Origin of the sequence: Pseudomonas sp. AL 58 (assembly GCF_036348395.1) — a bacterium.
Taxonomy (GTDB): Bacteria; Pseudomonadota; Gammaproteobacteria; order Pseudomonadales; family Pseudomonadaceae; genus Aquipseudomonas; species Aquipseudomonas defluvii.
This window is the reverse complement of sequence record NZ_JAZBQR010000003.1, coordinates 411256-426119: the sequence shown is the minus strand read 5'-3', so window position 1 is coordinate 426119 and position 14864 is coordinate 411256. Positions and strand designations below refer to the sequence as shown.

At 60.6% G+C, this 14864-nt stretch carries 12 protein-coding genes and 1 tRNA gene; 2 read left to right on the top strand and 11 right to left on the bottom strand.

Going from position 1 to position 14864, the window contains the following annotated elements; translation table 11 throughout:
- Positions 1-54: 54 nt before the first annotated feature.
- Positions 55-501, bottom strand: a complete 447-nt coding sequence (gene azu, locus UIA24_RS04905) for an azurin (protein ID WP_102052367.1) — start codon at positions 499-501, stop codon at positions 55-57.
- A 349-nt stretch (positions 502-850) separates the two neighbouring features.
- On the opposite strand from azu, the gene UIA24_RS04900 reads away from it, so the two are divergent.
- The gene (locus UIA24_RS04900; protein WP_065757974.1) at positions 851-1438 is read left to right on the top strand and encodes a TIGR00730 family Rossman fold protein; all 588 of its coding nucleotides are present in this window, start codon (positions 851-853) and stop codon (positions 1436-1438) included.
- A gap of 2 nt (positions 1439-1440) precedes the next feature.
- Here UIA24_RS04900 and UIA24_RS04895 read toward each other — a convergent pair whose 3' ends face one another.
- From UIA24_RS04895 to rnr, 10 genes are all read right to left on the bottom strand, one after another.
- Positions 1441-2331, bottom strand: a complete 891-nt coding sequence (locus tag UIA24_RS04895) for a transglutaminase family protein (RefSeq protein ID WP_330522309.1) — start codon at positions 2329-2331, stop codon at positions 1441-1443.
- Positions 2331-4784: a circularly permuted type 2 ATP-grasp protein gene (locus UIA24_RS04890; RefSeq protein ID WP_330522308.1), complete on the bottom strand. Its 2454-nt coding sequence runs from the start codon at positions 4782-4784 to the stop codon at positions 2331-2333. The genes UIA24_RS04895 and UIA24_RS04890 overlap by 1 nt, the downstream gene beginning before the upstream one ends.
- A gap of 156 nt (positions 4785-4940) precedes the next feature.
- On the bottom strand, positions 4941-7238 hold the full coding sequence (locus UIA24_RS04885; protein WP_065757895.1) for a YgiQ family radical SAM protein: 2298 nt from the start codon (positions 7236-7238) through the stop codon (positions 4941-4943).
- A gap of 101 nt (positions 7239-7339) precedes the next feature.
- Complete coding sequence (dnaB, locus tag UIA24_RS04880; RefSeq protein WP_065757973.1) at positions 7340-8737, bottom strand: replicative DNA helicase; 1398 nt, start codon at positions 8735-8737, stop codon at positions 7340-7342.
- Positions 8738-8847: 110 nt separating this feature from the next.
- Positions 8848-9294 (bottom strand): 50S ribosomal protein L9, encoded by a 447-nt coding sequence (gene rplI / locus UIA24_RS04875; protein ID WP_065757894.1) that lies wholly within the window; start codon positions 9292-9294, stop codon positions 8848-8850.
- 21 nt (positions 9295-9315) lie between these two features.
- Positions 9316-10215, bottom strand: a complete 900-nt coding sequence (locus UIA24_RS04870; RefSeq protein WP_330522307.1) for a hypothetical protein — start codon at positions 10213-10215, stop codon at positions 9316-9318.
- Between the two features lie 36 nt (positions 10216-10251).
- A complete protein-coding gene (gene rpsR / locus UIA24_RS04865; protein ID WP_065757892.1) occupies positions 10252-10482 on the bottom strand; it encodes a 30S ribosomal protein S18 in 231 nt (76 codons plus the stop codon).
- Between the two features lie 28 nt (positions 10483-10510).
- On the bottom strand, positions 10511-10936 hold the full coding sequence (gene rpsF, locus UIA24_RS04860; RefSeq protein ID WP_065757891.1) for a 30S ribosomal protein S6: 426 nt from the start codon (positions 10934-10936) through the stop codon (positions 10511-10513).
- 262 nt (positions 10937-11198) lie between these two features.
- Complete coding sequence (gene rlmB / locus UIA24_RS04855; RefSeq protein ID WP_065758766.1) at positions 11199-11939, bottom strand: 23S rRNA (guanosine(2251)-2'-O)-methyltransferase RlmB; 741 nt, start codon at positions 11937-11939, stop codon at positions 11199-11201.
- Positions 11936-14506, bottom strand: coding sequence for a ribonuclease R (rnr, locus tag UIA24_RS04850; RefSeq protein WP_102052364.1), 2571 nt, complete (start codon positions 14504-14506; stop codon positions 11936-11938). Before rnr ends, rlmB begins: the two co-directional genes overlap by 4 nt.
- Before the next feature lie 266 nt (positions 14507-14772).
- Here rnr and UIA24_RS04845 point away from each other — a divergent pair.
- Positions 14773-14859, top strand: a tRNA-Leu gene (locus UIA24_RS04845).
- The last annotated feature ends 5 nt before the right edge of the window (positions 14860-14864 follow it).

Genomic DNA, 14864 nt, shown 5'->3' with positions numbered 1-14864 from the left:
GCCTGCTCCAACAAAGTGGGAGCGGGTCTTGCCCGCGATGCAGAGGCAGTGGTGTTACTTCAGAACGACAGTGCCTTTCATCATCGAGATGTGGCCTGGGAACGAGCAGAAGAAACCGTACTTCTCACCAGCCGCCAGCTTGGAAACGTCAATCGTCAGCGAGTCTTTCTCGCCAGCGCCGATGACTTTGGTGTGCGCGATAACCCGGGTATCACCTGCTTTCAGGTAGTTATTGTCGAGACCGGCGCCGATGCCGTCGGTAGCGATGGCCTGCATGTCGGCCTCCTTGCTCACCACCAGGTTGTGGCCCATGACGTTCTTCGGCAATTTGCCGGAGTGGGTCAGTTCAACCGTGAACTGCTTGCAGCTCTTGTCGATGGCGATTTCCTTGGTATTGAAGGACATCTGGTCGGTGGAGTCGACCGTGACCTTGCATTCAGCGGCCATGACCTGGGCGCTGGCAATGCTCAGCAGGGATACGGCAACAAGTTTGGCAAACATCGTGAATCTCCATGGCAGGGTTTTTTATCGTCTTCAGACTGCCCGATACGCATGGCAAGCCCCGTGATATGGGTCAAGCGCTGCATCGTTAGCCGGGCAGTGAATTTGTTCTATGGTGCTCATCAAGACAATCAACGTGCCCATCATGCCCCTTTGTTGGACGATGAAACAACCGCTCACTTAGGAGTAATTGTAATGTCCCTCAATAGTCTGATGCGCAGCCTGCTGGCCGCCTACGCCTGTGGCGCCAGCGGCGCCGCCTGTGAGTTCTCCCGCCCGGAATGACACAGCACTTGGAAGGCACCCAATGGCGCTTTACCCTGTCGCGCTCAACAATCAGGAGAGCGCCATGTCGTTACGTTCCGTTTGTGTGTTTTGTGGTGCCAGTACCGGCGCCAGCCCCGCTTACCGGGCAGCCGCCGAAGCGCTGGGTCAGGCGATTGCCCAACGCGGCCTGACACTGGTTTATGGTGGCGGTGCCGTGGGCCTGATGGGGATCGTCGCCGATGCGGCCCTGGCGGCCGGTGGCGAGGTCGTCGGGATCATTCCCGAGCGCCTGAAAAGTGCTGAAATCGGCCACCCCAACTTGAGCCGCCTGGAAGTGGTCGACGGTATGCACGCACGCAAAGCGCGCATGGCCGAACTCAGTGATGCCTTCATCGCACTGCCCGGAGGCCTGGGTACACTCGAAGAACTGTTCGAGGTCTGGACCTGGGGCCAACTGGGTTACCACGGCAAACCACTCGGTTTGCTGGACGTAAACGGCTTCTACGACAAGCTGACCGGCTTTCTCGACCACATGGTCAGCGAAGGCTTCGTCCGTGAACAACACCGCACGCTGCTACAGAAAAACACCTCGCCTGACGCCCTGCTCGATGCCCTTGAGCACTGGAAGCCGGTAGTGCCACCCAAGTGGGCCGACCAGCAGCCCGCCTGATTTCAAGCCAAGGGGGTGACCGTGACCCGTACTTCCGGGTCATGGCTGCCACCGCCAAGAATCACCCCACGCAGCGGCGAGACATCGGAAAAGTCGCGTCCCCAGCCCAAGGTGATGTGCTCCAACGCAGGCCGCAGGTTGTTGGTCGGGTCAAAATCCACCCAGCCCTGCTCCGGACAGAACACCGAAACCCAGGCATGCGACGCATCAGCACCGATCAGGCGCGGCTGGCCGGGTGGCGGTCGCGTCAATAGGTAACCACTGACATAGCGCGCCGCCAGGCCCCGCGAGCGCAGACAGGCGAGCATCAGGTGGGCAAAGTCCTGGCATACACCACGACGTCGCTCCAGCACCTCCAGTAGCGGCGTGGCAACCTGTGTTGCCGTTGCATCGAAGGTGAACTCGTTGAAGATCTTTTCCATCAACGCCTGCACCGCCAACAGCAATGGACGCCCCGGCACGAAGCAACTATCTGCATAGGCCACAAACCGTTGCTTGAGCCGCACCTGTGGCGACTCGAAGCGATAGCAACAGGCCTCCAGGCGCTCGGCGGAAAACGGTCGACTGCTGTAACTCAGCGCCTCTCGCACCGCCTCCCAGGGTTGCGAGCGAGCCAGATCCGGTAACGCCCTGGCGTACACACAAAGCGTCAGTCGGGTCTCGATGCGCAGTTCGTCGTGCTGGCAATCAAACGCCAGGCGGGTCAACGGGTTGCCAAAGACGTCCAGCGCATCACTGCGCCGGGTCGGCGCCGGGCTGATCTGCATGTGCCGCTCAGTGCAGTGCTGCCAGGCACAGTCGCGCGGCCACAAATGAACCAGTTGCTGGGCCAACGACACCGGGCTGGTGTAGCGATAGAGGGTTTCATGAACCACCTGGTAACGGACACTCATCAGATCGACACCGTCTGCTGGCTAAGATCGTCGACATGCACAAAGTGACGCAACGCCAAACGCTCAGCCACGTGAGCACATGCCGAAGAAATGCCTTCCAGCAAACCAACCAGTTCAGCAAGCGCGACATTGACCGTCGATGCACCTTGCACCGTCGCCAGGTCATAGCGGCGCAACCGTTCAGCCAGGCTAACCAGTTCGGGCTCGAGCGGTGTACCGAGGTCACGGTGCAGGCGGTTGAGCGAGGTCGTCGTGAGCTTGAGCTGAAACAACAGGGCATGCGGGTTCTGCTCATCAAGCACGAGCAGGTCGAGCACCGGCAGTAACTGAGCGACCTCCAGGTAACGCGAGCGGTAAGTGATGCTGCTGTTGCCCAGCTCCAGCAAGGCCTCCAGCCCGGCCTGATCAAACACTGCCGGGCCACTCAAGAACAGTGCCAGGTTGTCGCTCAAGGCTTGCAGCCGCTCCAGTCGGCGCCCGATCATCAGGAAGCGCCAACCCTCATCACGGGTCATGTCGTCCAGGGCGAAGCCCGACAGCGCCGCCAACGACATGACCAGACGGTCGAGGGTTTCCAGCAGCTCACCGAAGCCCGCCTCCGCGTTCTCCAGCACTCGCGCTTGCCGCTGCAACTCCTGCAGCGCCTGCCAGTTTTCCCGTGAGAGCTTGCCGCGCACCTGAGCGGCTGCGCCCTGCAAACGCTGCAGGTTGGCGCGCAAACCGAAGCCCCATTTGGCATCCAGCAGCGCAGCACGCAAACGTTCGGGCAGACTTGCGCCCTCTGGCAGTAATGACAAGCCGTCCGCCAACGCCACAGCCCCCTCCAGCGCCAGTGGACTGTCATCGTCCAGGTAACGGGTCAACAGAATGCGCAACAGGCGCGCCCCCACATCACAGCGCTCACAGTAACGGCCGAACCAGAACAGGTTTTCCACCACCCGCGAGGGCAAGTACGGGTCGCGACGAATCAGGTCTGCCACGCCAATACTGTGCCGCGTCCGCCACTGCTCACCGGCGCAGGCCTGCTCACCCAACACCCAGGCATCCTTGCTGGCACCACCGCGCTGCATCGAGATCACGTCGGCATCGGCCTGTGCCGACACCCGCACCAGCCCGCCAGGCAACACCCGATAGCCGTCGGCACAAGCCACGGCGTACACGCGCATACCCACCGAGCGGGATTGCAGCGTACGTTGATCGACCTGCCAGACCGGCGCCTGGGACAACTGCACCCGCTCTTGGGCAACATAGACAGCCGGTCGCGCACCGATACGCGCTGCCAGTGCCCGCTGTTGTTCAGCATCAAGTGCGCCTCCCAACACAGGCGTGAACCGCTGCGAAGGGAACGCTGGCTTGAACACCAGGTCTGGCAGTTTCTCCAGCGCCTGTGCCAATGCCGGAGGCTCGCCGCACCACCAACTGGCAACGGAGGGCAGGCTCAAGGCCTCGCCGAACAGGTGCTCATTGATAGCGGGCAAAAAACCAAGCAGGCCGGGTGACTCCAGCACACCGCAGCCCAAGGCATTGGCCACCAGCACGCGCCCTTGACGCACGGCATCGAGCAAACCAGGAACGCCCAATGCCGAATCCGTGCGCAACTCCAGCGGGTCGCAGAAGTCATCGTCAAGACGCCGCCAAATGCCGTGAACACGACGCAAACCATCCAGTGTCTTGAGGTACACGGTGGCATCGCGCACCGTCAGGTCGCTACCCTCGACCAAGGGGTAACCCAGTTGCCGCGCCAAATACAGGTGTTCGAAGTAACTCTCGTTGAATCGCCCGGGGGTCAGCAGCACCACCAGCGGCGCCTCCCCTTCACTCGGTGCCGTCTCGGCGAGAGTCTGCTGCAAGGTTCGAAAGAAACCCGCCAGGTGCTGTACATGGAGGCTGCGGTAGAGCTCCGGCCAGGCCCGCGAAAGAATTGTGCGGTTCTCAAGGGCATAGCCAGCACCGGAAGGCGCCTGGGTACGGTCTGCAGTGATCCACCAGCGCCCATCCGGCGCGCGTGCAAGGTCAGCGGCGTAGACATGCAGGTAGGTTCCGCCAGGCACCTCGATACCTTGGCAAGGCCAGAGAAAATTGTTGTGCCCGTAGATCAGTTCCGGAGGTAAAAGCCCGTCGGCCAGCAGCCGTTGCGGTCCGTAGGTATCGGCCAGTACCGCATTGAGCAGACGCGCGCGCTGAGCGATACCGGCGGCCAGTGGCTGCCATTCCTCGGCAGACAACACGTGCGGCAACAGGTCCAGCTCCCACGGGCGATCAGCGCCCTTGGGGTCGGCGTAGATGTTATAGGTGACACCATTTTCCTGAAGCTGGCGGGTCAACAGCGCCTGACGCTGCGCCAACTGCTCGGGGCTGCTGCGCTGCAACTGCGCGAACAGCGCCTGCCAGTGCGGGCGTACCGCTCCGTCGCCCTGCAACAGTTCATGGTAGGAGTCAGGCTGGTCAGGCATGGCAGCGCTCAAGGGCCAAGGTCAACCCTGAAGCGCGCAAGAGTTGTGCCATGAGCGGCTACGCCGTGCCTGCGCACGGCTTAGCCTATTGGCGCACCAGAATCGTGCCTTGCCGCACGGGCAACGCACCACCCCGGCGCGCGGGCCAAGGCCAGGTTAGCGCGGCAGTACCGGCTGACGCGGCTTCTTCTTGCCTTTGCCCTTGGCGGCGTCTTTGCGCGCCTTGGCCGCATCCTGGTTACGGGCGAACGCTGCCGCCTTGGCCTCTTCGCGCTTGTCCCACGGCTTGCCACCATCGCTGCCACGCGGCGGCAGGCCAGTGTGCTGAGTCAGGATCTTTTGATCCTTGGCGACCTTGTGGCTGCCTGCCGGTGTCGAGTTCTTGCGTCGCGCACTCTGGTAGCTGTCGGTTGCAGGCTGGTGCAACGGGATCAACTGGTGCTTGCCCGGGCCGATCAGGTCGCTACGGCCCATACGCTCCAGCGCCTCACGCAGCATCGGCCAGCCCTTCGGATCGTGATACCGCAGGAATGCCTTGTGCAGGCGACGCTGTGCCTCGCTCTTGACGATCGTGACCGGGTCACTCTTGTAGGTGACCTTGCGCAGCGGGTTCTTGCCCGAGTGGTACATGGCGGTAGCCGACGCCATTGGCGACGGATAGAACGCCTGTACCTGGTCAGCACGGAAGCCATTGCCCTTGAGCCAAAGGGCCAGGTTCATCATGTCTTCATCGGTAGTGCCCGGGTGCGCCGCAATGAAGTACGGGATCAGGTACTGTTCCTTGCCCGCCTCTTTCGAGAATTTCTCGAACATACGCTTGAAGCGGTCATAGGTACCGATACCCGGCTTCATCATCTGATTCAGAGGGCCTTCTTCGGTGTGCTCCGGCGCAATCTTCAGGTAACCGCCAACGTGGTGGGTCACCAGTTCCTTGACGTACTCCGGCGACTCTACCGCCAGGTCATAACGCAGGCCCGAGGCGATCAGGATCTTCTTCACACCCGGCAAGGCACGCGCACTGCGGTACAACTGAATCAACGACGAGTGGTCGGTGTTCAGGTTCGGGCAAATACCGGGGAACACGCACGACGGCTTGCGGCACGCGGACTCGATTTCCGGGCTCTTGCAGGCGATTCGGTACATGTTCGCGGTAGGGCCGCCAAGGTCGGAGATGACCCCGGTAAACCCTGGCACCTTGTCGCGAATCTCTTCGATCTCGCGAATGATCGACTCTTCGGAGCGGTTCTGGATAATCCGGCCTTCGTGCTCGGTGATCGAGCAGAAGGTGCAGCCACCAAAGCAGCCGCGCATGATGTTGACCGAAAAACGGATCATGTCGTAGGCCGGGATCTTCTCCTTGCCATACGCCGGGTGCGGCACGCGCGCATAGGGCATGCCGAACACATAGTCCATTTCCTCAGTGGTCATCGGAATGGGCGGAGGGTTGAACCAGACGTCCACGTCACCGTGTCTCTGCACCAGCGCCCGGGCGTTGCCTGGGTTGGTCTCCAGGTGCAGTACTCGGTTGGCGTGAGCGTAGAGCACCGCGTCGCCACGGACCTTCTCGAAGGACGGCAGGCGAATCACGGTCTTGTCGCGGGTCATCCGCGGGCTCGCCAGCAACTGGACGACCTTCGGTTCATTCGGGTCTTCAACCGGGCCTTTTTCTTGCTCGATGGCGCAGGCCTGAGTGTCCTGGGTATTCACGTACGGGTTGATGATCTTGTCGATCTTGCCCGGACGGTCGATACGTGTGGAGTCGACCTCGTACCAGCCTTCAGGGGTGTCCCGACGAACAAATGCCGTGCCACGAATATCGGTAATGGTTTCGATTTTCTCGCCGTACGACAGGCGCTGGGCCACTTCGACAATGGCCCGCTCGGCATTGCCGTAAAGCAGGATGTCGGCACAGGCGTCGATCAGGATCGAATGACGCACCTTGTCCTGCCAGTAGTCGTAATGCGCGATCCGGCGCAGCGAAGCCTCGATGCCACCCAGCACGATCGGTACATGCTTGTAGGCTTCCTTGCAGCGCTGGCTGTAGACCAGGCTGGCGCGATCCGGACGCTTGCCGGCCAGGCCACCCGGCGTATAGGCGTCGTCGGAACGGATCTTCTTGTCGGCGGTGTAGCGGTTGATCATGGAGTCCATGTTGCCCGCAGCGACACCGAAAAACAGGTTCGGCTCACCCAGCTTCATGAAGTCGTCTTTCGACTGCCAGTTCGGCTGGGCAATGATCCCCACCCGGAACCCTTGGGCTTCCAGCAGACGGCCGATGATGGCCATACCGAACGACGGGTGATCGACATAGGCGTCACCGGTCACAATGATGATGTCGCAGGAATCCCAGCCGAGCTGATCCATCTCCTCCCTGCTCATCGGCAGGAACGGTGCTGGTCCGAAGCATTCGGCCCAGTACTTGGGATAGTCGAAAAGTGGTTTGGCTGCTTGCATGTCAGTGACCGGTTCTGAAGTACAGGAAAATCGCGGGCGCGGACTATAGCACAAATTTTGACCAATTCCGACGCTGCAGCTCGGAATTGGCGCTGCGAAAATTACTCGTCGTCGTCGAAGTTGTAGCTACCCGGCGCCAGGTTCTCGAAGCGCGTGTATTTACCGATGAACGCCAGCCGGACAAAGCCGATCGGGCCGTTCCGCTGCTTGCCGATAATGATTTCGGCAATGCCTTTGTGTTCGGTTTCCGGGTGGTAGACCTCATCGCGGTAGACGAACATGATCACGTCGGCATCCTGCTCGATCGCTCCGGATTCCCGCAAGTCGGAGTTCACCGGGCGCTTGTTCGGCCGCTGCTCAAGGGAACGGTTAAGCTGCGACAGGGCGATGACCGGGCAGTTGAACTCTTTGGCCAGCGCCTTGAGCGAGCGGGAGATCTCGGAGATCTCGTTGGTACGGTTGTCACCGCTGGAGCCCGGGATCTGCATCAACTGCAGGTAGTCGATCATGATCATGCCGATCTCGCCATGCTCGCGCACCAGACGACGGGTACGGGCACGCATTTCCGACGGGCTGATACCGGCCGTATCGTCGATGAACAGCTTGCGATCATTGAGCAGGTTGACAGCCGATGTTAGGCGCGGCCAGTCATCGTCATCGAGCTGGCCGGAACGGATCTTGGTCTGGTCGATACGCCCGAGCGACGAGAGCATACGCATGATCAGCGATTCGCCTGGCATCTCGAGAGAGTACACCAGTACCGCCTTGTCACTGCGCAGCACCGCATTCTCCACCAGGTTCATGGCGAAGGTGGTCTTACCCATCGACGGACGGCCGGCGACGATGATCAGGTCAGCGGGCTGCAGACCGCTGGTCTTCTCATCCAGGTCGGTATAACCCGTGGAAATACCGGTGATATCGCTGTCGGAGTTGAACAGGGTATCAATACGATCAATGGCCTTGGTCAGCAGCTCGTTGACCCCAACCGGGCCACCGGTCTTCGGACGCGCTTCGGCGATCTGGAAGATCTGCCGTTCGGCTTCGTCGAGAATCTCTGCCGCGTTGCGACCCTGCGGGTTGAAGGCACTGTCGGCAATCTCGCTGCTGATACTGATCAGCTGACGCAGGGTTGCCCGCTCACGAATGATCTGCGCATAGGCCTTGATGTTGGCGACCGATGGCGTGTTCTTGGCCAGCTCACCGAGGTAACCCAACCCACCCACCTGGGAGCTGAGACCTTCCCGATCCAGCTGCTCATGCAGGGTTACCACATCGAACGGGGTGTTCTGATCGGCCAGCTTGTAGATCGCACGGAAGATCAGGCGGTGGTCATGCCGGTAGAAGTCGCCATCCGAGACTTGATCCAGCACGCGCTCCCAGGCGTTGTTGTCCAGCATCAGGCCACCGAGCACAGCCTGTTCGGCCTCGATGGAATGCGGCGGCACCTTCAGGGCAGCGGTTTGCAGATCGTATTGTTCGGGAGCGGATATCTCGTTCATGGCCACACGGAAATCAGGGAGACGAAAAAGACAAAGGGCACGACCTGCCTAGCAGGATCGTGCCCGATGTTAACCGGCTGACACGCGAGGTGCCAGCCGATTGGTGCAGCTTAGGCTGCGACAACAACCACGCGAACGGTGGCTTCAACATCGCTGTGCAGGTGCACGGCAACGTCGTATTCGCCAACATTACGGATGGTGCCGTTCGGCAGACGAACTTCAGCTTTAGCCACTTCAACGCCGGAGGCGGTCAGGGCATCAGCGATGTCGTGGGTGCCGATCGAACCGAACAGCTTGCCTTCGTCGCCAGCGGTGGCAGTGATGGTCACTTCCAGCTCGGCCAGTTGGGCAGCGCGGGTTTCAGCAGAAGACTTCTTGTCTGCAGCCAGTTTTTCCAGCTCGGCGCGACGCTCCTCGAACGCAGCCAGGTTGGCAGCGTTGGCAACGGTGGCCTTGCCTTGCGGCAGCAGGTAGTTACGGCCGTAACCAGCCTTAACATTTACCTTATCGCCCAGGTTGCCCAGGTTGGCGATTTTTTCCAGCAGGATCAGTTCCATTTGGTAATAACCTCTTAACTTTTAACCTTCACCGTTCGCGGAACCGTTGTCGGCACCATTTTTTGGCGCCCCGCGGCCGCGAAAATCAATCAGGCTGTCGACAATGGCCAACACCACGAGCAACGGATAAATCAGCTGGATGAACAGCAGCAGTGTCACGTACAACCCAACCAGCCAGAACCTTGCCAACCGGCCCTGCGCCACCAGCCCATGCAACAGGGCAACCCCTGCAAACATCAGCGGTACGCTGCAAATCGGCGTCAACATCGCCAACCCGGCCCCAAAATTGGGCCCGATCAGCATGCACGCCAGCAGCACCAGCGCCGGCACCAGCGGTAGTCTGACGGCGCGAAACTCGCGACCGAAGCCACCCGGGTTATACAACACTGCCTGCCAGTAGCGACCCAACATCAGGGCCAACAGACTGACGGCTTGCAACAACGCGGCGATCAGGCCGTAGAGGACTGGCGCGATAAGGCTCCCCAGGTGCGCTCGCTCTTCTACCGTCAACTGCTGGTAGAGCCCGTCGAGCATTTGCGGCAAGGCTTTTTCAAGCGCTTGTGCCAATGCTTCGACCGGTTCGCGGAAAACCGACCCAAGAACCACACCGTACACCAACCCCAAGGCAGTGCTGATCAACAGCACCCTGTTCCAGGACTGCCCCGCGCGTAAAAACGCAGCCAGGCCAAGCGTTCCCGCCAGCACCATCAAGATGCGGGGGTCGCCGAAGAACCACCAGGCCAACGCGGGCAACAAAGCCCAGGCGAGGACACCGGAGGCGTCACTGAAACCGCGCCGCAGGAACACCAGGCTCCCGGCGGCGGCACTCAACCAGAACAGCAGCGGCATTGCCGCACAACCAACCACCACTAAAGTGGCCTGCACGCGACCGCGCATGATGAAATCAGCCAAGGCGCGCATGCGTTCTATCCCTTGCTACTTGTCGACGACCCGGTCTCAGCGGCCGTGGCTGTCGGTGTAGGGCAGCAGGGCCAGGAAGCGGGCGCGCTTGATAGCGGTAGCCAGCTGACGCTGATAACGAGCTTTGGTACCGGTGATACGGCTTGGAACGATCTTGCCGGTTTCGGATACATAAGCTTTCAGGGTGTTGAGATCTTTGTAATCGATCTCTTTCACTTCTTCAGCAGTGAAGCGGCAGAATTTACGACGACGGAAGAAACGTGCCATGTAATTGGCTCCTCAAAAGGTCCGTGGATTACTCGTCAGCGTTATCGCTGTTGTCGCTGTTGTCGCTGTCATCGCCTTCGGCGCTGTCAGCATGCTCAGGACGGTCGCGACGCTCACGGCGCTCACTGCGGTTCTCTTCAGCCTTGAGCATCTCGGACTGGCCGGTAACGGCTTCGTCGCGACGGATGACCAGGTTACGGATCACGGCATCGTTGTAACGGAAGTTGTCTTCCAGCTCGGCCAGGGCCTTGCCGGTGCACTCAACGTTCAGCATCACGTAGTGAGCCTTGTGAACATTGTTGATTGCGTAGGCCAGTTGACGACGGCCCCAGTCTTCCAGACGGTGGATTTTGCCGCCGTCTTCTTCGATCAGCTTGGTGTAACGCTCAACCATGCCGCCGACTTGCTCGCTCTGGTCAGGGTGGACCAGAAAGATGATTTCGTAATGACGCATGAATGCTCCTTACGGGTTGTAGTCTGCCACCAGAGTGGTCAGACAAGGAGTGAATGACACTTGTATGTCCTGCCTTGGAAAGAGGCACATGCGCGCCTGCCAACACGACAAGGGCCGCAATTGTAGAGAAGCGCCCGCAGACAAGCAAGGTAATTGGTGATTATTTGAACAACGTTGCGCAAGAGAAGCGCGACGCTCTACAGCCCTTAACGACAAGGCCCGCGCCTGCAGCATCGCTGTAGACGCGGGCCTTGGCAGGCCGTCATGCGCGGCGCTGGCGCACCGCTTCAAACAGGCAGACACCTGTAGCCACCGAGACGTTCAGGCTGCTGACACTGCCGGCCATCGGCAATTTCACCAGGAAGTCACAGTGCTCACGAGTCAGGCGACGCATGCCTTTGCCTTCGGCACCCATGACCAGCACGATCGGGCCGGTCATGTCCTGCTGATACAACTCCTGCTCGGCCTCGCCGGCCGTGCCGACGACCCACAAGCCACGCTGCTGGAGCTTTTCCAGTGTCCGCGCCAGATTGGTCACCGCGATCAGCGGGATAACCTCGGCGGCACCGCAGGCCACCTTACGCACGACAGGCGTCAGGGTCGCCGACTTGTCCTTGGGCACGATCACCGCGGTTGCACCGGCCGCATCGGCGGTACGCAGGCAGGCACCCAGGTTGTGCGGGTCGGTTACGCCATCGAGCACCAGGATCAACGGCGAACCCTCGGTACGCTCAAGCAGTTCCTCGAGCATGTTCTCGCCCCAGACCTGGCTTGGGCTGACCTCGGCTACCACGCCCTGGTGAACGCCCTCGACCCAGGCATCCAGTTCACGCCGCTCCGCCTGACCGACCGCTACGCGGTTCTGCCCGGCCAACTCCAGCAGCGCCTGGATGCGTGGCTCGCTGCGCCCTTCAGACAACCAGATCTGCTTGACCCGCTTGGGATGGTGGCGCAACAGGGCCTCTACGGCATGCACGCCGTAGATTTTTTCCAACTGACTCATGACTTGCCCTTCTTACGCGGAGCAGCGCCAGACTTCGGCGGCCCCTTGCGGTGTTTGCTTGGCTTGGCCGCAGGCTTGCCGGACGACGACTTGCCAGCGGCGTGACTGCCCTTGGCGTCGGCCATCAAGGCCTTTTTCATTTCGCGGCTCTTGCGCACCTCGGCATTCTTCGCCGCCGCATGGGACGGGAAGTAAGCCTCGGCGGTCTCGCTTTTCTTGCTGCGACGCGACGGTTCGGCGCTTGGCGCTGGCGCAGCGGCCTTCTCGGCAGCAGGCTCGGAGCCCGAGCGTTGCTTGCGACCGATCGGCGCGCTGAGGGTTTTCTCGGCCATCTCGAAGTCGATCTTGCGCTCGTCGAGATCGACACGCATGACCCGCACTTCAACGGTATCACCCAAACGGAACGTGCGACCGGTACGCTCACCAGACAACCGATGGTGAACCGGATCGAAGTGGTAGTAATCGCCCGGCAAGGCACTGACATGCACCAGGCCTTCCACGTAGATGTCGGTCAGTTCGATGAACAGGCCGAAACCGGTCACGGCCGTGATCACGCCCGGGAAGCTCTCGCCCACGCGGTCCTTCATGTACTCGCACTTGAGCCAGTTGACCACGTCGCGGGTCGCCTCGTCGGCGCGCCGCTCGCTCATCGAGCACTGTTCACCCAGCTGTTCCAGGGTGTTCTCGTCGTAAGGGTAGATCCGTGCCTTCGGAATGCTCATGGCCCCGGCGCGCTTGACGTGCGGGGTGTCCTGACGCGAACGGATCACGCTGCGGATGGCCCGATGGGTCAGCAGGTCGGGATAACGGCGAATCGGCGAGGTGAAGTGGGTATACGCCTCGTAATTCAGGCCGAAGTGACCATGGTTATCGGCGCTGTACACCGCCTGGCTCAGCGAGCGCAGCATGACGGTCTGGATCAGGTGGAAGTCCGGACGGTCGGCGATTTGTGCCAACAGCGCCTGGTAATCCTTCGGCGACGGACCATCCTTGCCCTTGTGCAGCGACAGCCCAAGCTCACCGAGGAAGGCACGCAGCTTTTCCAGGCGCTCCGGTGGCGGACCGTCATGGACCCGGTACAAGGCCGGAATTTCATGCTTCTTGAGGAACTCGGCAGTGGCAACGTTGGCCGCCAGCATGCACTCTTCGATCAGCTTGTGAGCATCGTTGCGCACAGTCGGTCGAATTTCCGCGATCTTGCGCTCGGAACCGAAGATGATCCGGGTTTCCTGAGTCTCGAAATCAATCGCGCCACGGCTGTGACGAGCGGTCAACAGCACCTTGTACAGCGCATAGAGCTGCTTGAGGTGCGGCACCACGTTGCTGTACTCGTCACGCAGGGCTTTGCCCTCACGCGTACGCGAATGCTCAAGCATGCTGCTGACCTTGTTGTAGGTCAGGCGTGCATGGGAGTGGATCACCGCTTCATAGAACTGGTAGTCGACCATCTGGCCAGACTTGTTGATGGTCATTTCACAGACCATCGCCAAGCGGTCGACATGCGGGTTCAGCGAGCACAGCCCGTTGGACAGCTCTTCGGGCAGCATCGGCACGACGCGCTCGGGGAAGTACACCGAGTTGCCGCGCACCTGCGCCTCGGCATCCAGTGCCGAACCGAGGCGAACATAACTGGACACGTCGGCGATTGCGACATAGAGGCGCCAGCCTCCGGAGAACAGGCGCAGCTTGCCCAGGCTCTCGCAGTAGACCGCATCGTCGAAGTCGCGGGCGTCTTCACCGTCGATGGTGACGAACGGCAGGTGGCGCAGGTCAATGCGCTTTTCCTTGTCCTTCTCTTCGACGTCCGGCTTGAGCTTGCGGGCTTCCTTGATGACGGCTTCCGGCCAGACATGCGGGATGTCGTAGCTACGCAGCGCGACGTCGATCTCCATGCCCGGCGCCATGTAGTTGCCGATGACTTCGACAATGTCGCCTTGAGGCTGGAAGCGGGGTGTCGGCCAGTGGGTGATTTTCACCTCGACGAACTGGCCGATCTTGGCGTTGCCACTGCGCCCCGGGGTCACCAGCACTTCCTGCTGGATTTTCGGGTTATCCGGCGTTACGAAGCCAATGCCGCCTTCCTCGAAGTAACGGCCAACGATGCTTTCATGGGCACGGGAGATGACTTCGACCAGCACACCCTCGCGGCGACCACGGCGGTCAACGCCGGAAACGCGAGCCAGGGCTCGGTCACCGTCAAACACCAGACGCATCTGCGCCGGGCTGAGGAACAGGTCTTCAGTGCCGTCATCCGGGATCAGGAAGCCGAAACCGTCGCGATGGCCGGAGATGCGGCCGAGGATAAGGTCCAGCTTGTCCACCGGGGCATAAGTGCCGCGCCGGGTATAGATCAACTGACCATCACGCTCCATGGCACGCAACCGGCGGCGCAGGGCTTCGATCTGGTCCTCGGTCGTCAGGCCAAACTCCTCCACCAACTGCTCACGGGCAGCTGGCGAGCCTCGTTCGGCGAGGTGCTGCAGGATCAGCTCACGGCTGGGGATGGGGTTTTCGTATTTTTCCGCTTCACGAGCGGCCTCGGGATCGAGGGTCTGCCAATCGGCCATTAGGAGGGGTTCACCTTGTCTATATAAGGGTTAGTTTGGCATAGGCGTATTGAAACCGGAAATTTCGGCCTTGGACAGCCCCGCCAGAGCCCTGTGAGGGGCTATAAGTGCTGTCATTGGACAACAACTTGAATTTTTTAAGATTTTTTCCAAAGAGGGCTTTACAGCCGTTTTGAGCATCCGTATTATGCGCACCACAGCGACGGACACCGTCGTTATAGTTGAGAAGCAACGTGATGTGAAGCATCATGTGACCTTAACGAAATGCCCAGATGGTGAAATTGGTAGACACGCCAGCTTCAGGTGCTGGTGACCTTACGGTCGTGGAAGTTCGAGTCTTCTTCTGGGCACCAATTTC